This is a genomic window from Agreia sp. Leaf244, from assembly GCF_001422695.1.
Lineage (GTDB): Bacteria > Actinomycetota > Actinomycetes > Actinomycetales > Microbacteriaceae > Agreia.
Map to the genome: position 1 here is coordinate 922110 of NZ_LMLX01000001.1, position 19465 is coordinate 941574.

The 19465-nt window shown below is 68.1% G+C and carries 22 protein-coding genes; 13 read left to right on the top strand and 9 right to left on the bottom strand.

The window, feature by feature from the left end:
* Window positions 1-97 precede the first annotated feature (97 nt).
* The 9 genes from ASF06_RS04225 to ASF06_RS04265 all read left to right on the top strand — a co-directional run bounded on the left by ASF06_RS04225 (window position 98) and on the right by ASF06_RS04265 (window position 6987).
* Window positions 98-1264: a CaiB/BaiF CoA transferase family protein gene (locus tag ASF06_RS04225; RefSeq protein ID WP_055944174.1), complete on the top strand. Its 1167-nt coding sequence runs from the start codon at window positions 98-100 to the stop codon at window positions 1262-1264.
* On the top strand, window positions 1261-2085 hold the full coding sequence (locus tag ASF06_RS04230) for a citryl-CoA lyase (protein ID WP_055943681.1): 825 nt from the start codon (window positions 1261-1263) through the stop codon (window positions 2083-2085). Before ASF06_RS04225 ends, ASF06_RS04230 begins: the two co-directional genes overlap by 4 nt.
* A 2-nt stretch (window positions 2086-2087) precedes the next feature.
* Complete coding sequence (locus ASF06_RS04235; RefSeq protein ID WP_055943684.1) at window positions 2088-2948, top strand: extradiol ring-cleavage dioxygenase; 861 nt, start codon at window positions 2088-2090, stop codon at window positions 2946-2948.
* Window positions 2945-3319 (top strand): hypothetical protein, encoded by a 375-nt coding sequence (locus tag ASF06_RS04240; protein ID WP_055943687.1) that lies wholly within the window; start codon window positions 2945-2947, stop codon window positions 3317-3319. Before ASF06_RS04235 ends, ASF06_RS04240 begins: the two co-directional genes overlap by 4 nt.
* A gap of 78 nt (window positions 3320-3397) precedes the next feature.
* Window positions 3398-4885 carry an amidohydrolase family protein gene (locus ASF06_RS04245; RefSeq protein ID WP_055943690.1) on the top strand — a complete coding sequence of 496 codons (1488 nt, stop codon included), beginning with the start codon at window positions 3398-3400 and terminating at the stop codon, window positions 4883-4885.
* Entirely contained in the window at window positions 4882-5451 is a 570-nt protein-coding gene (locus ASF06_RS04250) for an NADPH-dependent FMN reductase (protein WP_055943694.1), read from the top strand. Before ASF06_RS04245 ends, ASF06_RS04250 begins: the two co-directional genes overlap by 4 nt.
* A 9-nt stretch (window positions 5452-5460) precedes the next feature.
* Window positions 5461-6156, top strand: a complete 696-nt coding sequence (nucS, locus tag ASF06_RS04255; protein WP_055943697.1) for an endonuclease NucS — start codon at window positions 5461-5463, stop codon at window positions 6154-6156.
* An 8-nt stretch (window positions 6157-6164) separates the two neighbouring features.
* On the top strand, window positions 6165-6578 hold the full coding sequence (locus tag ASF06_RS04260) for an SseB family protein (protein WP_055943698.1): 414 nt from the start codon (window positions 6165-6167) through the stop codon (window positions 6576-6578).
* 10 nt (window positions 6579-6588) lie between these two features.
* Window positions 6589-6987 carry a hypothetical protein gene (locus ASF06_RS04265; protein WP_055943701.1) on the top strand — a complete coding sequence of 133 codons (399 nt, stop codon included), beginning with the start codon at window positions 6589-6591 and terminating at the stop codon, window positions 6985-6987.
* A 25-nt stretch (window positions 6988-7012) separates the two neighbouring features.
* On the opposite strand, the gene ASF06_RS04270 is transcribed toward ASF06_RS04265, so the two are convergent.
* From ASF06_RS04270 to ASF06_RS04290, 4 genes are all read right to left on the bottom strand, one after another.
* Window positions 7013-8956 (bottom strand): amino acid transporter, encoded by a 1944-nt coding sequence (locus tag ASF06_RS04270; RefSeq protein WP_055943704.1) that lies wholly within the window; start codon window positions 8954-8956, stop codon window positions 7013-7015.
* A gap of 73 nt (window positions 8957-9029) precedes the next feature.
* Window positions 9030-10163: an SLC13 family permease gene (locus ASF06_RS04275; RefSeq protein WP_055943707.1), complete on the bottom strand. Its 1134-nt coding sequence runs from the start codon at window positions 10161-10163 to the stop codon at window positions 9030-9032.
* A 163-nt stretch (window positions 10164-10326) separates the two neighbouring features.
* A complete protein-coding gene (locus ASF06_RS04280) occupies window positions 10327-10698 on the bottom strand; it encodes a hypothetical protein (protein WP_157439063.1) in 372 nt (123 codons plus the stop codon).
* Window positions 10699-11097: 399 nt separating this feature from the next.
* A complete protein-coding gene (locus ASF06_RS04290) occupies window positions 11098-11790 on the bottom strand; it encodes a TetR/AcrR family transcriptional regulator (RefSeq protein WP_055943713.1) in 693 nt (230 codons plus the stop codon).
* Window positions 11791-11869: 79 nt separating this feature from the next.
* On the opposite strand from ASF06_RS04290, the gene ASF06_RS04295 reads away from it, so the two are divergent.
* Window positions 11870-12187: a putative quinol monooxygenase gene (locus tag ASF06_RS04295; protein ID WP_055943716.1), complete on the top strand. Its 318-nt coding sequence runs from the start codon at window positions 11870-11872 to the stop codon at window positions 12185-12187.
* An 11-nt stretch (window positions 12188-12198) separates the two neighbouring features.
* On the opposite strand, the gene ASF06_RS04300 is transcribed toward ASF06_RS04295, so the two are convergent.
* Together ASF06_RS04300 and ASF06_RS04305 are read right to left on the bottom strand one after the other, a co-directional pair.
* The gene (locus ASF06_RS04300) at window positions 12199-12762 is read right to left on the bottom strand and encodes a DM13 domain-containing protein (protein WP_200920302.1); all 564 of its coding nucleotides are present in this window, start codon (window positions 12760-12762) and stop codon (window positions 12199-12201) included.
* 83 nt (window positions 12763-12845) lie between these two features.
* Window positions 12846-13655, bottom strand: coding sequence for an NAD(P)H-binding protein (locus tag ASF06_RS04305; protein ID WP_055943722.1), 810 nt, complete (start codon window positions 13653-13655; stop codon window positions 12846-12848).
* A gap of 80 nt (window positions 13656-13735) precedes the next feature.
* Here ASF06_RS04305 and ASF06_RS04310 point away from each other — a divergent pair, with 80 nt between their 5' ends.
* Entirely contained in the window at window positions 13736-14149 is a 414-nt protein-coding gene (locus ASF06_RS04310; RefSeq protein WP_055943725.1) for a winged helix-turn-helix transcriptional regulator, read from the top strand.
* Between the two features lie 43 nt (window positions 14150-14192).
* Complete coding sequence (locus ASF06_RS04315; RefSeq protein ID WP_055943729.1) at window positions 14193-14864, top strand: HAD hydrolase-like protein; 672 nt, start codon at window positions 14193-14195, stop codon at window positions 14862-14864.
* A 60-nt stretch (window positions 14865-14924) separates the two neighbouring features.
* On the opposite strand, the gene ASF06_RS04320 is transcribed toward ASF06_RS04315, so the two are convergent.
* Together ASF06_RS04320 and ASF06_RS04325 are read right to left on the bottom strand one after the other, a co-directional pair.
* Complete coding sequence (locus ASF06_RS04320; protein ID WP_055943732.1) at window positions 14925-15947, bottom strand: endonuclease/exonuclease/phosphatase family protein; 1023 nt, start codon at window positions 15945-15947, stop codon at window positions 14925-14927.
* A gap of 74 nt (window positions 15948-16021) precedes the next feature.
* Window positions 16022-16912 (bottom strand): DMT family transporter, encoded by an 891-nt coding sequence (locus ASF06_RS04325; protein ID WP_055943735.1) that lies wholly within the window; start codon window positions 16910-16912, stop codon window positions 16022-16024.
* Window positions 16913-17093: 181 nt separating this feature from the next.
* Between ASF06_RS04325 and ASF06_RS04330 the strand changes: the two genes are divergently transcribed.
* Window positions 17094-18494: an aminotransferase-like domain-containing protein gene (locus ASF06_RS04330; protein WP_055943738.1), complete on the top strand. Its 1401-nt coding sequence runs from the start codon at window positions 17094-17096 to the stop codon at window positions 18492-18494.
* A 454-nt stretch (window positions 18495-18948) separates the two neighbouring features.
* On the opposite strand, the gene ASF06_RS19970 is transcribed toward ASF06_RS04330, so the two are convergent.
* A complete protein-coding gene (locus ASF06_RS19970; protein WP_055932425.1) occupies window positions 18949-19335 on the bottom strand; it encodes a hypothetical protein in 387 nt (128 codons plus the stop codon).
* Window positions 19336-19465: the final 130 nt, after the last annotated feature.

A 19465-nucleotide genomic window follows, 5' to 3' on the forward strand; every position in this document is an offset into this window, starting at 1 on the left:
GAGCCCGCATCTGAGCATTGACGCGCGCCCGGCGGAGGCGCATACTTGGCTCATGTCCGCCTGACGGACATTTGTCCGCAAGACAGATCTGGTGACGATGACGACTCCATCCCCCCGCACGACCCCCCGGTCCGGCCCCCTGGCCGGGCTCGTGGTCGCCGACTTCTCGCGCGTGCTCGCTGGCCCGTACTCCACGCAGCTGATGGCCGACCTCGGCGCAGATGTGATCAAGGTGGAGAGCCCCAGGGGCGACGAGACGCGCGACTGGGCGCCGCCCGAGCGCGACGGCGTGTCCACCTACTTCCTCGGCATCAATCGGAACAAGCGCGACGTCGTGCTCGACTTCGGCGACGAGGCCGACCGGGAACTCGCTCACGAGCTCGCCGCGCGGGCCGACATCGTGATCGAGAACTTCCGGCCCGGAGGCCTGACCAAGTTCGGGCTCGACTACGACTCCGTCGCGGCGCTCAACCCCGCCGTCATCTACGCCTCGATCAGTGGATTCGGCTCGAAGGGCGGGGCGGCGCTGCCCGGTTACGACCTGATCGTGCAGGCCGCATCCGGGTTGATGAGTCTGACGGGCGAACCCGACGGGCCTGCCTACCGCAGCGGCGTCTCGGTCTTCGACATCATGACCGGAATGCAGGCGACGATCGGCATCCTCGCCGCCCTGAACCACCGCAACAACACCGGCGAGGGACAGCACGTCGAGGTGAATCTGCTGTCGACGGCGCTCTCGGCGATGGCCAACCACAGCTCGACGTTCGTCGCCGGTGGCCAGGTGCCGTTCCGCATGGGCAACGCGCATCCGAGCCTGTTCCCCTACGAACCGCTGGCGGCCAGCGACGGCGAGATCGTGATCGTCGCCGCCAACGACGCCCAGTTCGTGAAGCTCGCCACCGCCCTGGGGCTGGCGCACCTGGCCGACGATGCCCGCTTCGCCAAGACCGAACTGCGCAACCGCAACCGCGAGGAGCTGCGCCCCCTGCTGCTGGAGGCCCTCGCGACCGCAACCGTGGCCGAGTGGTTCGAGACTCTGACACGGGCCGGCGTCGCCTGCGGGCCGATCAACACCATCGACGGGGGTGTAGCCCTCGCCGAGAGCCTCGGCCTCGAGCCCGTCGTGCTCGTGGGCGACGGTGACAATGCCGTGCCCATGATCAGGAACCCCATCGACTTCTCTCTCACCCCGCCCGCCTACCGCAGCGCCCCACCCGCCCTGGGTGCCGACGACACCGAGATCAAGGACTGGCTCAGATCATGACCGACTACCCCACCGGAATCGGAACAAGCGATCTCTCGAGCATCTCGCTGCTGGGGCAGGATCTGAGCGTCGACCTTCTCGGCAAGGTCACCTTCGGCGAGCTGGCGTTCTGGCTCGTCGCCAAGCGGCGCCCGACGGCCGCCGAGGGCCGGGTGTTCGAGGCGGTGCTCGTGTCACTTGCCGACCACGGCTTCACCCCGACCGCCATTGCCGCGCGGCTCACCTACTACAGCGCTCCGGATTCGCTTCAGGGAGCAGTCGCCGCCGGCCTGCTCGGCGGCGGCTCGCGCTTTCTCGGAGTCACGGAAGACACGGGCCTCTACCTCGACGCGATCGTGCAGTCCCTCGACGCGGATACGACGGCCTTCGACGACTCCGACTGGGACGAGGTGGCGCGCACCGCCCTGCACGCAGCGAAAGCCGAGAAGCGGCGCATTCCCGGCCTCGGGCATCCGGTTCATAAAGACGGCGACCCCCGCACCCCCGTCATCATGCGCATCGCCGACGAGGAGGGCACCCTCGGCCCCCACCTGCGGCTGTTCGCCGCCATCGGCCGGGTGCAGCACGAGGTGCTCGGCAAGAACCTGCCCCTGAACGGCGCGGGAGTCGCGGGCGCGGCCCTCGCAGACTTGGGGCTGCCCGTCACGATGCTGCGCGGCTTCGCCCTTCTCGCCCGCACGGCCGGGCTGCTCGGCCACATCAGGGAGGAGCAGGTCAGCCCGATCGGCCCCGACGTCTACTACTCGGTCGACCGCAACGCGACGTATGTGCCGCCCCCCGTCGTTCCGCCCACCCCCGACCACTCCGGCGAAGGAGCCTGACGATGGCAGAACTGAGCGCCGTTCTGGCGACCACACACCACCCCTTCTATCTGAAGGCCACCACGGCGCCGCCCGAGAACCGGATGCCCCAGGCCGACGAATGGAAGCGCAAGGTCGAGGCCTACCGCGAGACGCTGACCGCCGCCAAACCCGACATCCTCGTGATGGTGGGCGCCGACCATTTCCACCAGTTCTTCTCCGACAACTACCCCGCTTTCCTCATCGGCAAGCAGCCCACCTACGACGCGATCTTCTATAACGAGGAGCGGGAGTTCGGCATCCCGCCCTATGTGCTCGACGGCCACGAAGAGCTCTCGGGCTTTATGCTGCAGGGTCTGCTCGACCGCGGATTCGACTTCTCGGTCAGCCACGAACTGAAGCTCGACCACTCCATCATCTGCCCGATCATCACGACCAGGCCCGACGCCGATCTACCCGTCGTGCCCATCTACACGAACATCTTCGCCCCGCCCCTACCCAGCCCGAAGCGCTTCTGGCAGCTGGGCAGGGCCATCCGCAGCATCATCGACGAGTACCCCTCAGACCTGCGCATCGCCGCCGTCGGCAGCGGGCACCTCTCGCTCGAACTCGGTGGCCCGAGGCAGTTCGGCGAGACCGGCCCCGACCCTGCCTTCGACCGCAAGGCGATCGACTGGCTGGCCTCCGGCGACATCGACGCGATCCTCGAGAACGTCACGCACGAGTCGATGGCGGGCGCGGGCAATGCCACGCACGGCTTTATGGACCTCATCCTCATGATGGGCATCGCGGGCTCTATTCCCGCTTCCTACGTCGACGAGCTCGACCTCTTCCACACCCGCGAGATGTACATGACCTGGTACCCGGGAGGAGACCCGCGATGAGCAGGTATTACGTCAACAAGTTCCTCTACCAGGTCGATCGCGACCCCGAGCTGCTGGCCTCATACAAGGCCGATCCGGATGGCCTGGTCGAGCGGTGGGAGGCAGAGTACGGCCGGTGGCTCGGCACGGGGAACCGGGTCGAGAAGACCAGTTGGCTCTCGTTCACCGACGAGGAGCGCCGCGCTCTCGTGGAACACGACTACACGCGACTCTTCGAGCTCGGCGCCCACTTCTTTCTCACCCTCACGATCTTCATCGCCCTCTACAACGACGACTACGAGACGAAGTCCGGTCCGCTGGCGTTCCAGCGGGAGTACGCCGTCAAGCTCGCCCACTGGCTCGGCAAGGACTACCCGACCGTCGCACTCTGAGCCATCCGAACACCCCACGTCACGCCCCCTCCCCGCATCACCCAGCACGACCGCAGACATCGCCGAAGGAGTCGAATCATGTCGCAGAACCCGAACACCCCCGAACCGCCCACCGACGGCAGGCCGGTCGTCTTCCGAAACGGAACGGTCGTGACCGTCGACGATCAGCGTCGGGTCCTGAACAACGCCGATGTGCTCGTGATCGGAAACAGCATCGCGGCCATCGGCGAACGGCTGGCCGTGCCCGACGGCACCTTCGAGATCGACGCGACCGACGGCATCCTGATGCCCGGCATGATCGACACCCACCGGCACATGTGGCAGACCGCCATGCGCGGGTACGGCGCCGACTGGACCCTCACTCAGTACTTCGTCTGGTACTACCTCGAGCACGGCAAGAGCTTCCGCCCCGAAGACGTGCACGCGGGCAACCGCCTCTCAGCGCTCGACGCGATCGATGCCGGTGTCACGACGACCGTCGACTGGTCGCACGGGCTTCGCACCATCGAGCACGGCGAGGCGGCCCTCGAAGCCCTCCGCGCATCCACCGGGCGGTTCGTTCTGGCCTACGGCAACATCTTCGCCGGCCCCTGGGAATGGTCTGCCGACCCCGACGTGCTCGCCTTCCTCGCGAAGAACAACACGGGCGCCGACGACCTGAGGTTCCAGCTGGCGTTCGACGTGACCGGCGACCCCGCCTTCCCCGAGCGCGCCGCGTTCGAGGCGGCCCGCGAGCTCGGCCTGCCGGTCACCACTCACGCGGGAGTCTGGGGCGCGACCAACGACGACGGCATCCGGCTCATGCACGAGAACGGGTTCATGGCGCCCGAGACGGTCTACGTGCACGCGGCCACGCTCAGCGACGACTCCTACCAGCGCATTGCCGCGACCGGCGGATCCGTCTCCCTCTCGACCGAGAGCGAGCTGAGCTGCGGCCAGGGCTATCCGCCGTCGTGGATCCTGCGCCAGCACGGCATCCCGGTGTCCTTGTCGGTCGACACCAGCGTCTGGTTCTCGAGCGACCTGTTCTCGGCCATGCGGTCGACGCTCGGCGCGGATCGCGGGTGGGAGCACACCAAGGCCCACGACCACGGCGACACCGTCACCCACTCGCACCTGCGGGCAGAGCACGTCGTCGACTGGGCCACGCGGGGCGGAGCAGCGAGCCTCGGCATGCAGAACCTGGTGGGGTCGCTCGAGGTGGGCAAGCGCGCCGACATCGTTCTCATCAAGAACGATCACTCGCCCACGATGTATCCGATCCTCAATCCGAACGGACACATCGCCCTGCAGGCCGGCCGCGGCGACGTGCACACGGTGATGGTCGACGGCGCGATCGCCAAGTACGACGGCAGGCTGCTGGGCGACGACCTCGCCTCGGTGAAGAAGGAGGTCGAGTCGACCGTCGACTACCTGCAGAGCGAGCTCGGCGAACCGGCCTGGAGGCAGGGCATGAACCCCGACGCCCCCGAGGCCAAGATGCTCGACAACCCTTACACCTACACCGAGTACAAAGACGCCTCGACTCATCAGAAGGAGTCGGAGCGGGCAGACGTGACGCTGTGAGGCTCCTCGTGCTCGTCGCGAGCGTCCGCGAGACGCGGGTGGGCCGCGCCGTCGGCGACTGGGTGGTCGCGGCGGCCGGCGCGCATGCGCCGCATCCGGATGCCGGGGCGATCGACGTCGATCTCGTCGATCTGCGGGAGTTGCGCCTGCCCCTGCACGACGAGCCGCATCATCCGAAGCTGGGCAACTACGTCGGCGAGCCGGCGAAACGATGGAGTGCGCGGGTGGCTGCGGCCGACGCTGTGATCTTCGTGATGCCGGAGTACAACCACAGCTTCTCTGCTCCCCTGAAGAACGCGATCGACTACCTGCACGCAGAGTGGGCCGGCATGCCCGTGGGCATCGTGAGTTACGGCGGCCTCTCGGGCGGCACCCGCGCGGTTGTCGCCCTGCAGCCCGTCATGGTGAACCTCGGCATGCGCTGCCTGAGCACGAACGTCGAGATCGCGTGGGTGTCGGAGCACGTCGCCGACGGCGTCTTCGCCGCGACGGAGAGGCACGACCGAGCGCTGGCCGCCCTGCTCGAGGACCTGCTCGCTACGCGAGGTGAGGGCGGAGCCGAGTAAACTCGCACGGTGCGTCTCGTCATTGCGAACTGTTCCGTCGACTACGCAGGCCGCCTCTCGGCGCACCTGCCTCTGGCCACCCGACTCCTCATGCTCAAGAGCGACGGGTCGATCCTGGTGCACTCCGACGGCGGCTCGTACAAGCCGCTCAACTGGATGAGCCCGCCCTGCTACATCACCTTCGACGAGCCCGACGACGTGCAAAAGGATGCCGGCATCACCCAGCTCTGGAAGGTCACCCAGAAGAAGACCGACGACGTTCTCGTGGTCAGCATCTACGACGTGCTTCACGACTCGTCGCACGAGCTCGGCATCGACCCCGGCCTCCAGAAAGACGGAGTCGAGGCGCACCTGCAGAAGCTTCTGGCCGAGCAGATCACCCTGCTGGGCGACGGGCACACGCTCGTTCGCCGCGAGTACATGACCGCCATCGGGCCCGTCGACATCCTGGCCCGCGATTCGGGCGGCGCGGCCGTGGCCATCGAGATCAAGCGACGCGGCGACATCGACGGCGTCGAGCAGCTCACCCGCTACCTCGAGCTCATGAACCGCGACCCGCACCTCTCGCCCGTGCAAGGCATCTTCGCCGCTCAAGAGATCAAGCCGCAGGCCCGCATGCTCGCGCAGGACCGCGGCATCCGCTGCGTAGTGCTCGACTACGACGCCATGCGCGGCCTCGACGACAGCGACTCCCGACTCTTCTAGGAGCCCCCATGGCCAAGCGCCCCGTTCCCTTTCCCCGCTCGTACGTGAACACCGCCGTGCGCGACGCCCTCGCCGCGTTCGAGGCCGAGCCGAGCGTGGCCGGCATCCAGAAGGTCTTGTCGCTCGCGACCACGGGCGGGCTGGTCGTGGATGTCACGGGGTCGACCCCCGAGTCCGGCCCGCGTGTGCGCACACTCACCTCCACAGACGGCCAGCTGGTGCTGCCCCTGTTCACGTCGCTCTCCGAGCTGGGACTCGCCGTGCCCGAGGCCGAACGCGCCGACGTGCAGGGAACGATCCTCGCGGGCCGCGATGCCCTCGCGATCGTGCAGAGCGCCGACATCGTGGCCGTGCAGTTCGACCCGGGAAGTCGACAGGTGATCGTGAAGCGCGCCCTCGTCGACGAAGCGCTCGGCAACTAAACTCGCCCCCATGGAACCAGACAAGAGCGCGCTCAAGCTGCTTCCGAAACCCCTCGTCAACAGCGCCGCCCGCACCGCCACGGTGAGCGCCACGCTGGCGGGCGTCCTCACGGTGATCGGATTCGTCGTTCTCTGGGCGCCGCTCTACCTGCTGCGCGCCGACGGCCAGCTGGTGCTCGCGCCCTTCGTGTTCATCTGCATCCCCGTGATCTGGTACTTCGCGATCCGCGCGATCGTCTTCGCGCGCCGCGGCCTGCGCTGGGCTGCGACTGCGGATGCCGCGGGAGCCACCGGACTGGGCGCCCGAGCCGCGCGCCGAAGCCTCATCGGAGGAATCGCCGCAGTCGTGCTCCCGATCCCGCTCTTCCTTTTCGGCGGCTTCCCGCTGACTCTGCTCGGCCTCGCCTGAGCCTGGACACCGCGCTCGGCGAGTGCTAGCTCACGTGCACGTCGGGGCGCCTCGTGCGCTGAGACTCGGCCCGGCGCAGCACCTCGCGCGTCACCGGCGCGACCTCGCCGCCGCCCGTGATCAGGTACTTGAACATGTTCGAGATGGGGTTGCCCTCGGTCCACTCGAAGTAGATGTCGGGCACCGTGCCCGTGAGGTCGCGAATAGCGAGCAGCACCGTGGCGATCGTGTTCGGGATGTTGCCGCTCGTCACCTGCAGCACCCGGTTGCCGTGCCGCACGACGCCCCGCACCTCGAGATCCTCCTCGAAGTTCGACGAGTCGGTGGGGTAGACCTCGAGGAAGATCACCGGCCGTCGCGACGGGATTCCGCTGTCTCGGCGCTCTTCGGAGATCTTCTGCTTGTATTCGCTCGCGCTGCCGTCGTCGGGCTCGTTGGCGACGATGAGAACCTGGTCGTAGGCATCCGCGTCGGCCAGCACGAAGTCCTGCGCCGCCGCATCCAACGTGACCGAAGTAGCGCGCAACTGGAACGAGCGCTGCACCCGCGACACGATCGACACCACGAGAATGCCGAGGATGAACAGCGCCGCGATCCGCACGCCGTCTGGCCGCTCGAACACGTTCGTGATGGTCGTGTACACGAAGACGATCGCGATCAACCCGAATCCGACCGTGCGCTTGCGCTGCTTCTTGTGCAGGGCCGAGAGCGTCACGGCCACGGATGCCGAGGTGATCAGCACCAGCACGCCGGTCGCGTACGCGCCGCCCTGGGCATCCACGTCGGCCTGGAACACGATCGTGATCACGAACGCGATCAGCGAGAACACGATCACGAGCGGCCGCACGGCCCGCGCCCACTGCGGCGCCATTCCGTAGCGCGGCAGGTAGCGGGGCACCAGGTTGAGCAGGCCGGCCATGGCCGAGGCGCCGGCGAACCACAGGATGCAGATGGTGCTGATGTCGTAGATCGTTCCGAATGCAGGCCCCAGGTATTCGTGCGCGAGGTAGGCGAGGGCGCGCCCGTTGGCCTCGCCGCCCGACTTGAACTCCTCCTGCGGAATGAGGAACGTGGTCACGATGCTCGACGTGATGAGGAACGTCGACATGATGATCGCCGCGGTCGTGAGCAGCCGCTGCGCGCCCCGGATGCGTCCGGCCGGGTTGGCCTCGGTGTCGCCGGGCTTTCCTGAGATCTGCGGCATGACCGCCACGCCCGTCTCGAAGCCGGAGAGTCCCAGTGCGAGCTTGGGGAAGACGATGAGGGCGATGCCGACCATCACCACGGGGTTGCCGTGCTGGGCGGTGAGCGCGGCCCACCAGTCGGTGACGACGACCGCGTTCTCGGCGACGTGCCCGATCGACACGACGATCACGATCGCGTTGAGAACGAGGAACACGGCCACGAGCACCACGGCGATGTTGATGGCCTCCTTGAATCCGCGCAGGAACACCGCGGCCAGCAGGGCCACGAGCACGAGCGTGATCACGACCTCGTTGCCGTGGAACCAACTCGGGGCGAACGGATTCTCGACGGCGTGCGCCGTCGCATCCGCCGCCGACAGGGTGATGGTGATCATGAAGTCGGTGACCGCGAAGCCCAGCAGCACGAGCACGAACAGCTTGCCGCCCCACCATGGAAGCAGGCGCTCGAGCATGGCGATCGAGCCCTCTCCGCGAAAGCTCTCGCGGGCGACGCGGCGGTAGACGGGCAGCGCCCCGAAGAGGGTCAGCAGCACGAGCACGACCGTGGCGAAGGGCGAGAGCAGCCCCGCGGCGACGGCGGCGATCGCGGGCTGGTAGCCGAGGGTCGAGAAGTAGTCGACGCCGGTGAGGCACATCACCCGCCACCACGAGTTCGTCTTCTCGACCTTCGCGGCGTGCGGGCCCTGATGAGAGCCTGCGTCGTCGGTCAGGCCATCCAGAAGCCACGCGCCCAGGCCGCGCCGGCGCACTGTGGAAGTCGTCATGAGTACAGCTTGGCCCCCGCGCGGCTATGCCGGTGACCGGATGCCGCCGCAGCACTGCAGTCCTAACGGATTCCTAACGGGCGCCGCTCGTCAGCCACAGCGCCACGGTCGCGAGCGGCACCGTCAGCAGCACCACGCCGAGGCCGGCCAGCATGAACTTCGGCCACGACAGGGCCACTCCGAGGCCGGTGATCTTCTGGTGCCAGAGCAGCGTCGCGAGCGAGGCCCACGGGGTGATCAGCGGCCCGAGGTTCACCCCGATGAGCAGGGCGGCGAGGCGCACCGGCGAGTGGCCGATCGGCTCGAGCACGAGGTAGGCGGGCAGGTTGTTGATGGCGTTCGACGAGACCGTGCCGAGAGCCGAGAGCTGCAGCAGGCTCAGCAGGTCGGTGCCCGATCCGCCGATGTTCGAGATGAAGGCGGTGAGTCCGCGTGCGTGGGCCGTCTCGACGAGCACGAACAGCCCCACCGCGATGCCGAGCGGCTGCCAGGGCACGAGCTTCAGGCTCAGGGCGCCGGGGCGCCGGATGCCGAACAGCACCACGATCACCACGGCGGCGACGGTGGCCGGAATCCAGACGGGCAGGCCGGAGACGAGCAGCGGCAGCAGGGCTGCGACCACGATCGCGCTCACGAGGAGGAGGGTGCGGTCGGGCGCCTTCTCTACGGCGGGCGCGGAGTAGCGTCCGCGCAGCTCCTTGCGGAACATCAGGCTGAGCACGATGACCGGCACGAGGATGCCGACCGCGGCAGGAGCGGCGACGAGCGCCGCGAATCCGGCCGGACCACCGACATCCATTCGCCCTTCGGCGAGCAGGTTGGTGAGGTTCGACACCGGCAGCAGCAGGGAGGCGGTGTTCGCCAGCCACACCGTGGCGAGCGCGAACGGCAGGGGCGGCAGGCCCGCGTGCAGGGCGAGCAGCACGACCACCGGCGTCACGAGTACGGCGGTCGTGTCGAGCGACAGGAAGATGGTCGAGACCACCGCGAGCGCCAGCACGAACAGCCAGAGCAGGATGCGTCGACCGCGGCCCCAGCGCGCCAGCCGGCCCGCGAGCGCGGTGAAGACTCCCGCCTCGGCGGCGAGTTCGGTGACGATCGTGATCGCGGCCACGAAGCCAAGAACCGGCACAACGCGATCGGCGAGCACGAGGGTGTCGCGCCACGGCAGGATGCCCGTGGCGATCACCACGAACGAGGCCGCCAGGAGCGAGACGACGACAACGAGTCCGCGGCGACTGGGGGGCTCGGCAGAGGAGGCGGGATCCTGTGCGGCCGTGGGGTGCTGTTCTATGAAGGTGATTCTATGGCGCAGTTGCTGACAGGGAGGTCACACTCAGCTAGACGGTCCCACCCTCACGTCGTGTGATCTAATACGCCGCACCGAACATCCAGATCGACGGAATGAAGCACACAACCGGAGCTAGAAGGGCGAGGACTATTGTCGGAATCCAAAGCAAGCCCGATTTTCGACTTCGTATTGCGATCACCAAGGCTGCCACCCCGAGAACCGTTCCGGCGATGTTGATCCAGAGGACGGCTGCCGCATATCGCCCGAGCACTTCTAGCCCGGATGCGTCGAGTTCACTTGCGTCCCAGTCGTCTATGGCGGGGCCCGTATAGGGGGCCGCCAGAATGTGGATAAGCATGATGGATACGGACGCCCCGATGAATGTCACGAGTGACAGGACGAACCCGAAAATTGCCAAGCGTTGTCGACGAGACGCTTGTTTTCTCTCCATACGTTCCTTCTCCGTTCCAATCCCCCACCGCTAGGCCGACCATCACTATGCGTCCACGGTGACTCGATTGGTGACAACAGGGCGCAGGACTCGAGACATAGGAAGGCTAGAGCAAGTCAACCAGTTTGGTTCGATCCGTCATTTCTTTGATTCGGCGCAGTGGGAGCCATTCCGCACGGGGCTCGGGAATGAGTGGACGCAGAGGTCCCCGAATCAGCGAGACACAGAAGTTGTAGTCGACCCATGTAATGAACTGTGGAAGGGACTTCGAATACCTGAATAACCACAGAAAAGCCACGATCCAAAAAACGAACGCGAGCGGAATCAACAGGTACAGGGCCAATCCCCGGACGATTGCAAGGATGAAGGCTGGGACATCAGGCATGGTCGGTGGACGCTTCATCGAAACCCGCCTCCGGCTGCGACCGCACTGATGCCGGCGAGGATGAAGTCGACTCCGTCGATGTACTGCTGCCGGTCGTCGTGTTCGGCGAGCTGGTCCGCCATCCGGCGGGAGAACGGGTGCGACGCGGCGGTCGCCTCGTCTTTCCAGCCTTCGGCGATGTCTCGGAGAAAAGTGCTGCGATCGAGATCGCGCGCGAGGCGTGTTGCCGACGCGTGCTGCCCGGCGACGCCGAGCACGAAGTTGAGCAGGCTCGAGGCGGCGGTGAACTGATATCGCTCGTCGACGCCCAGTCCGTCGAGATGGGCACCGATGGCCTCGAACATCTCCAGCAATGCGGCCTGCCAGGGTTCGCGCGAGAGCTGCGTGCCGACCCAGGGATGCGCGTCGAACAGGTCGAAGAAGGCGAGCATCACCTCGCGGATTCCGTTCTCAGCGTCGAGGTCCGATGGCACGTCAGCAAGCGCGTGAACCACGAGCCTTTTTGCCGCCGCGGCGAGGATCTCCTGCTTGCTCGCGAGGTGGTGGTAGATCGCGCCCGGTCCGGTCTCGAGCGCAATCGACAGAGTGCGGAAGGTCAGCGCCTCCTCACCCTCCGCGTCGAGCACCGCGATCGCGGCGTCGATGATGGCGGCCGCCGATAGCGCGTCGGTTCGCCGCGACCGGCGAGCAGGTGTCGGGGATGTCACTCACCCATCTTGACACAGAATGGAATAGCATTCCATAATCGCTTTTGGAACTACATTCCAACAACGAGAGAAGGAAGTCATGAAGAAGAACCAGCCCGGCGTGGTCCTGCGATTCCAGGCGAAGGAGGGCCAGGGAGACGCCCTGTTCAACTACGTCACCGACCTGCACTACACCGGCGATCCCGATGGCCCGGTCGACTGGATGCTCAGCCGAGACGATGAGAACCCCGATGTGATGTGGGCGTTCGAGTTCTACCGCGACCAGGAGTCGTTCGACCGGCACTACGCCGACCCGTCGCTCGACGAGCCCCACCAGCGCATCTTCGATATGTTGGAGAGTCGGGAGGGCCTGGACTCGTCGATGAGGGTCGACGTGCACGTCGTCTCATCGAGCTGATCGGCGCCCGATCACCCGAGCTGAGCAGCCCCGAAGCCGACGCTGAACTGCACGCACCACAGCGACACGCTGCGATAGGCGCTCAGGTCGACATCCGCGGGAATCTCGTAGAGCTGGTTGCCCTGATTGCCCTTGATCACGCCGAGGTCGACGTACGCGGCACCACCGGCCAGGAACCAGCCGTCGTACCCCTCGACCGCATCCGCCGCACTCAGCCAGACATGGACATCCGGACCGTTGGTGGTGTCGAGGTTCTCGATCGCAAGCACCCGCGTGCCGTCAGGGTTCTGGATGATCGTGGCCGTGCCCGTGGTCGAATGCTCCTGGCTCACGAACGTGCCGGATGCGAGTGCCACCGGCACCGGGTCGGGCGTGGGCGTCGGCATCGGGGACGAGCCGGGGTCAGGAGTTGCGACCGGCACCGGCGTCACGGCGGGCTGAGAGCTCTGCACCGTCGGCAGCACCTCGTCGACCCGCACATCGGTGAAGAGCAGCCACGGTTTGAAGACGACCAGCCCGACAACGAGGGCAGCGGCAACAACGACGCCGCCGGTGATCAGAACTGCCCGCTTCATGGGTGCACCATGAATGGAGCCTAGGGGTGCCGCCTCCGAGCACACCGAGCGTCGATGCGCCGAAGATGTCGATGCGCCGAAGACTATGACGCGACACCGGATGCGCGAATCGACTCGGCCGCGACGGCGGCGGCATCGCTCGGCTCACGACCGAGCAGCCGCGCGAGGTCACCCGAGGTGCGAGCAAGAAAACCGTGCCTGACAGCGGTGTGGATCGACATGAGCATGGCCGGCTGGAAGGGCTTCAGCCCGGCCACGTCCAGCTGCTTCCGCCGCACCTGAAGGGTGATGTCCACCGGCACCGCGCCGACGAGTGCAGCGACCTGATGAGCGGTGATCGGCGGGCCGACGAGCTCGTAGGTCTGCCCCGAGTGCGCGGGAGGCGACTCTGCGACCACGGCGGCGGCCTCCGCCAGGTCGTCCCGTGAGACGGCGGCCAGGGCGCCTTCGCCGAAGGCCGACGTCAGCTGCGACCCTGACCACTGCATGAGGGATCCGAACAGCTCGGCATACAACCCGTTCCGCATGATCGTCCACGACAGCGCACTCCGCTGCAGTCGACGCTCCGTCCACCGATGAGCCAGCGCGAATGCGAGATGATCGCCCTCGCCGACGAGGCTCGTGTAGACCACATGCGACACGCCATCGCGCTCGGCAGCGGCAATGACGGACTCGTGCCGCGCGATCACCACGTCGTCCTCGGCCTCGCCAGCCGACACGAGAACCAGGGTGTCGACGCCCACCAGTGAAATGCTGTCAGGCCGGTCGAAGTCGAGCGGGCGGGATCCGCCGGCGCCGCTTCGGCTGCTCGCGACCACGGGCGCACCGCGGTCGACGAGGTGGGTGAGGATGGCGTGGCCGAGCTTGCCCGTGCTGCCGGTGACGAGGATCACGTGATCGCCTTTCGTGGTTCTTTTCGGTAACTAGGCTGATTGTGTTCCGGTCGCTCGACCCGTCACAAGAAGGCACTCTTATGTCACTCACGAACACCGAAGTAACCGCCGAGCTCGAGCCCTGCGGAAAGGACGAGCATCCGGATTGCGGCATTCGCGACGTTCTCGACCGGGTGGGTGATAAATGGTCGGTTCTCGTCGTGGTCGAGCTCGCCTCCGGTACCCGCAGGTTCCGCGAACTGCAGCGTGCCATCGACGGGATCTCACAGCGCATGCTGACACTCACGCTCCGCCGCCTCGAACGCGATGGCCTCGTGGAGCGCACGGTCTACCCGACGGTGCCACCGCAGGTGACCTACGAACTCACCGACTCGGGCAGGAGCCTGACCCACCTGGTCAAGGCGTTGGCAGACTGGTCGATCGAGCAGCGACCCGCCATCGCCGCGGCACGGCACCGCTACGACGCCTCCAATCCGGGACACCCCATCCGGTGACTGCACGAGAGGTGCGCCACCTCGTCCCCATAGGATGTCTGCGATGACTAGCCACGCCCCCACCAAGCCCTGGTCGACGATTCTGTTCGATCTCGACGGCACGATCACCGACTCGGCCCCGGGCATCCTGCACCGGTTGGCACGCACGCTTGAGATCCTCGGACACCCCGTTCCGCCGCCCAGCGAACTGGTCAAGTTCGTGGGTCCGCCCATTCTCGACGGCTTCCGCGCGGTCGCCGACATGGATGCCGGGGGCGCGCAGGAGGCGCTCGTCGTCTATCGCGGGCTCGCCGCATCAGACGGGCCCGAGGGCGACAGCGTCGTGTACCCGGGAATCCTCGGGGTGCTGCGCGACATCCACGCCGCCGGTGTGCCGCTCGCCATCACGACGTCGAAGTCGGAGGTGCAGGCCGTGCGCATTCTTCAGCACCTCGGCATCGCCGACCTCTTCGCCACCATCACGGGCTCGAGCGAAGACGAGACCCGCAGCGCCAAAGCCGACGTCGTGGCCGAGGCGCTCGTCCGCCTGCGCGCCGCCGACGTCGACCTCTCGAACATGGTTCTCGTGGGCGACCGGCACCACGACATCGAGGGCGCGGCCGAGCACGGCATCCCCACGATCATGGTCGAGTGGGGCTACGGCTCCCCCGCCGAGGCGGCCGGCGCGATCCACGTGGTGCACTCGATGGAGCAGCTGCGGGCGCTGCTCGTCTAGGGCTGCACTGTCCGCGCCCTTTCGGCACATCCGCTGCCGGCCGACCGGGCGCCACTGCGCCTAACGGGCGCGGATGCTCAGGGTCGCGGCGATCGGGCGGTGGTCGCTGCCCGCGGAGTCCTCGGTCGTGACGACCTCGGCCGCGTCGGCGCGCCAGTCGCCCGTGGTCAGCACGTGGTCGATCGGCGCGGCGACGAGTGGCGGCAGGCTCGTGGGCCAGGTGCCCACGTCGGCCGAGCCCGCCTCGGCGAGCGCGTCGGAGCATCCGCCCAGCGGGCCGAGGTGGTCGAGCGTCGCGTTGAGGTCGCCGCCCAGAATCAGGTCGGGCTCGTCGCACAGCGACAGCACCCAGTCGACGTCGCTGCGCCATGACGACATGATCGACGGCAGCGGGGGCATCGGATGCGCCGCGACGATCACGGGGCCGCTGCCGTCGGCGGGTCGCGCGACGACGCTGGGCAGCATGCCGGTGTCGCCGAGCTCGGCTGTGATCTCGTAGCTGCCGAGGTCCTGCGCCACGAGCAGCGACGTCGGAGGCGTCTCGGCGGGATCGCCGCGCTCGGCGGTGAAGACCTGCATGGGCCGACCCGCGGCATCCATGGCACGACCGACGGCCTCGGCCGTCTCGCGCGTCGTCTCGGGGAGGGTGATCACCGAGGAATTGCGGGCGAGGGCCACACGAGCGATCTCGTCGGCGGTGACGGTGTCGTAGGTGTTCCAGCTGAGAAGCCGGATGCTCGTGGTCGGGTCGGCGGAATCGGTAGCGGAGGCGGCGGCGGGCTCGGGCGGCGCGTCCGATCCGAAGCCGCGCCCGGCCTGCACGGCAACGTTTCCGCCCGCCGCGAGCAGGGCGATCACGGCCAAGCCGGCGACGACCGGATGTGCCTTACGGGCCCGGCCCCGGAGCATCCAGAGCAGCACCGCGCCGACCACGGCCAGCGCGACGAAGCCCACGGCGAGCAGCCCGCGGAACGCGATCAGCTGCGCGAAGACGAGCTGTCGCTGCAGCCCGAACAGTCCGGGCGCGCTGACGAGAAGCGCCGCGAGGGCGCACACGACGAGCAGAACGATGCGACCCCACATGTGCCCGACCCTACCGGCTGAACATCCGCGCCTCCTCGGCGCATCCGCCGCCGGTCGGCCGGGCGCCGATGCACCTAGCGGGCGCGGATGCTGGCGGACGCGACGCGGGCGCGCACCGCGGTCGCCGCGCACGCCACGACCACCAGGGCCCCCAACCAGACCAGCAGGTCGAGGCGCTCGCCCACGATCAGGGCTGACCACACGATCGTGAGCACCGGCTGCACGAGCTGGATCTGGCTCACCTGCGCGATCGGCCCGATGGCGAGACCGCGGTACCAGGCGAAGAATCCCAGGAACATGCTCACGAGGGCCAGGTACCCGAAGGCCAGCCAGTGCGCGCTGTCGGCCTGGGGCCAGCCGCCCGTCGACACCGAGACGGCCGTCAGCGGGATCATGATCGGCAGGCCCACCACGAGCGCCCAGCAGATCGTCTGCCACGAGCCGAGCTCGCGAGAGAGCAGTGCACCCTCGGCGTAGCCGATCGCCGCGAGCACGACCGCCCCGAGCAGCAGCAGGTCGCTCGGGTGCAGCCCCTCGAGGCCGCCGCCCGTGAGCGCGATGAACGCGATCACGGCCAGAACGCCGGCGCCCGAGGCGATCCAGAAGGCGATGGATGGCCGCTCCTTCGCGCGGATCACCGCCGCGATGGCCGTCGCGGCCGGCAGCAGGCCGATGACCACGGCGCCGTGCGCCGCGGGAACGGTCTGCAGCGCGAAGCTCGTGAGCAGCGGGAAGCCTGCTACGACGCCGACCGCGACGACCGCGAGCCGCATCCATTGGGTGCCTCGGGGAAGGCGCTGCCGGCTGACGGCCAGCACCACTAGGGCGAGCACAGCGGCCACGACCGCGCGCCCGGCCCCGATGAAGAGGGGGTCGATCTGTTCGACGGCGATGCGGGTGAACGGCAGCGTGAACGAGAAGGCGAGCACTCCGAGGAACCCGAAGACGAGCCCGCCGCGACTCATTCGCGCACCGCCGGGTGGTCTCGATACGGCCGCGGCGTTCCCTGAGCCTGTCGAAGGGCGGCCTGCGTTTCGCGGAGCTGCGCCGGTCGGGTTGCCATGCGACGAAGGAGTCGGCGTATCGAGACCACCCTCGGATGATAGCGCTGGCGCCGTAGACCCGATAGCGCTACTGTCATCTTTCATGAGCGACGATAGCACTTCCGCGATCGAGCGTCACCTCCGACTCCTGGTCGAGTCCCGCCCGGCAGGCTCGCGCCTGCCCTCCACTCGCGCGCTCGTCACTGAGCACTCAGCCAGCCCTCTTACGGTGCAGCGCGCCGTGCAGCGCCTGGTCGGCGAGGGACTCATCGAGACCCGCCCCGGAGCGGGCAGCTTCGTTGCGCGCCCCCGGGCCGTGCGGCACGCCGACTTCGCGTGGCAGACCACGGCCCTCGGCGAAGCGCGCGCCGATGCGTCCGCCGTGGGCACGGCCATGGCGTCGGTCGCGCCGTCGGTCATCACGATGCACTCGGGCTACCCCACAGAAGAACTGCTTCCCGGCCGCCTCGTTCGCGCGGCCCTGTCTCGGGCGGCGCGCGGCGCATCCGCCCTCGCCCGCGGCCCGGTCGACGGCCAGCCCGAGCTGCGCTCGTGGTTCGCCGGCGAGATCGCGCCGGTCGGAGCATCCGCGCCCGTCTCGAGCGACGACGTGATGATCACTCCGGGCGGGCAGAGTGCGCTCTCGTCGATCTTCCGCGCGCTGGCGGCGCAGGGCGACGCGGTGATCATGGAATCGCCCACGTACTGGGGCGCGATCGCGGCGGCTCGGCAGGCCGGTCTCCGCGTCATCCCTGTGGCCCGCGGGTCGCATGCGCCCTCAGCGACCGAGCTCGACGACGCCTTCGCCTCGAGCGGAGCCCGCCTGTTCTACGCCCAACCTCACTTCGCGAACCCCACGGGCGCCCAGTGGAGCCGCGACGAGCGCCGGGAGATCCTGGACGTCGTTCGGGCACGCGGGGCGTATCTCATCGAAGACGATTGGGCGCACGACTTCGCCATCGAGGGCGACGTGCATCCGCTGGTGGCCGACGACGCCGACGGTCACGTGGTCTACATCCGCTCGCTCACCAAGAGTCTCAGCCCCTCGCTGCGGGTGGGCGCGGTGATCGCGCGCGGGCCCGCGCTCGCGCGCATCCAGGCTGATCGCACGGTCGACGATCTCTACGTGAGCGGGGTGTTGCAGTCGGCGGCCCTCGACGTGGTGCGCGACCCGGGATGGCGCAGCCACCTCGGGCGGCTGCGGGTGCAGCTGCGCGATCGCCGCGACGAACTGGCCCGGCAGGTCGAGGCGCATCTGGGCGCCGGCGCGCTCACGTTTCTGCCCCGGGGCGGGCTCAATCTGTGGGTTCGGCTGGCCGACAACGTGGATGTCGCGGGGCTGGTCGCGCGCAGTCGCGCGGCGGGCGTGATGGTCGCGCCGGGCGCGGACTGGTTTCCGGCGGAGCCGACCGGGTCGTTCATCCGGCTCAACTACTCGGGAGCTCGGCCGGAGCAGTTCGCGGGCGCGATGGCCACGGTGGCGGCGCAGCTCGCCGTTCCCTGAGCCACCCGTTCCCTGAGGGCCCGTTCCCTGAGCCTGTCGAAGGGCGACAACCAGCGCGAAGAGATTCCCTTCGACAACCTCAGGGAACGAGCGCATCGAGACCACCCGTCGGCGCGACCCGTACTGCGACACTGAGGTGTCACAGATGGCGGCCTCCTGCGGGCGAAACCCACCATGTGCGAGATCTCGACTTCACCAGGCGCGTCGTGTCGACGGTGAGGTGGCGAAGATGGTCGGTTCCCACAGGCGACAAGCCGCCACCTGTGACATCTCACCGGCGTGAGTGTGGGGCGGGGATGCGGAGCCTCGGACCAGCCGTCCTGCGCTGTCGATTCGGCAGCCCTTCGACAAGCTCAGGGAACGGGCGGAACGGGCTCAGGGAACGGCAGCCGCACGCACGGATGCCCGGGCCGCGTGTGCGGTCCGGGCATCCGGTGTTCAGTTCAACGTCGCGTTACGCGTCGCTGGGCTTGCCGTTCTTGGAGCGGGCCTCGCGGGCAGCCTCGTGGGCCGCCCGTCCTTCGGCCTGCACCTCGCGGAGCACGGCGACGCGCTCCCGGTACTCGGTCGCGTCGATCTCGCCACGGGCGAAGCGCTCGGCGAGAACGACCTCGCCGAGGTGGCCGCCGAGCCCTCGCCCACCGCGGAAGCCGCGGGGTCCGAAGTGGCCGCCATGGCCGCCGCGTGCGGCGAAACCGGGGAAGCCGGGGCCGAAGCCCGGGCCGCCGAACGGGAAGCCCGGGCCGAAGCCGGGGCGCTGTCCGCGACCGAAGCCGCGTCGCTCGGAGTTGTCGGTGTTCTCCGTGTCGGGCTCGTAGCCCTCATCGAAATTGTGAGTCATGTGCTGTTCCATTCTGGGGATCATGTGCCCCGGAAGGGCGTTCGTGCCGGGCCGGGGAGGCAGCCGTTCTGGCTGCTGTAGTAGATACTCCTCCGATCGACCGCGAACCGAATCCGCCCGCGGGATACAC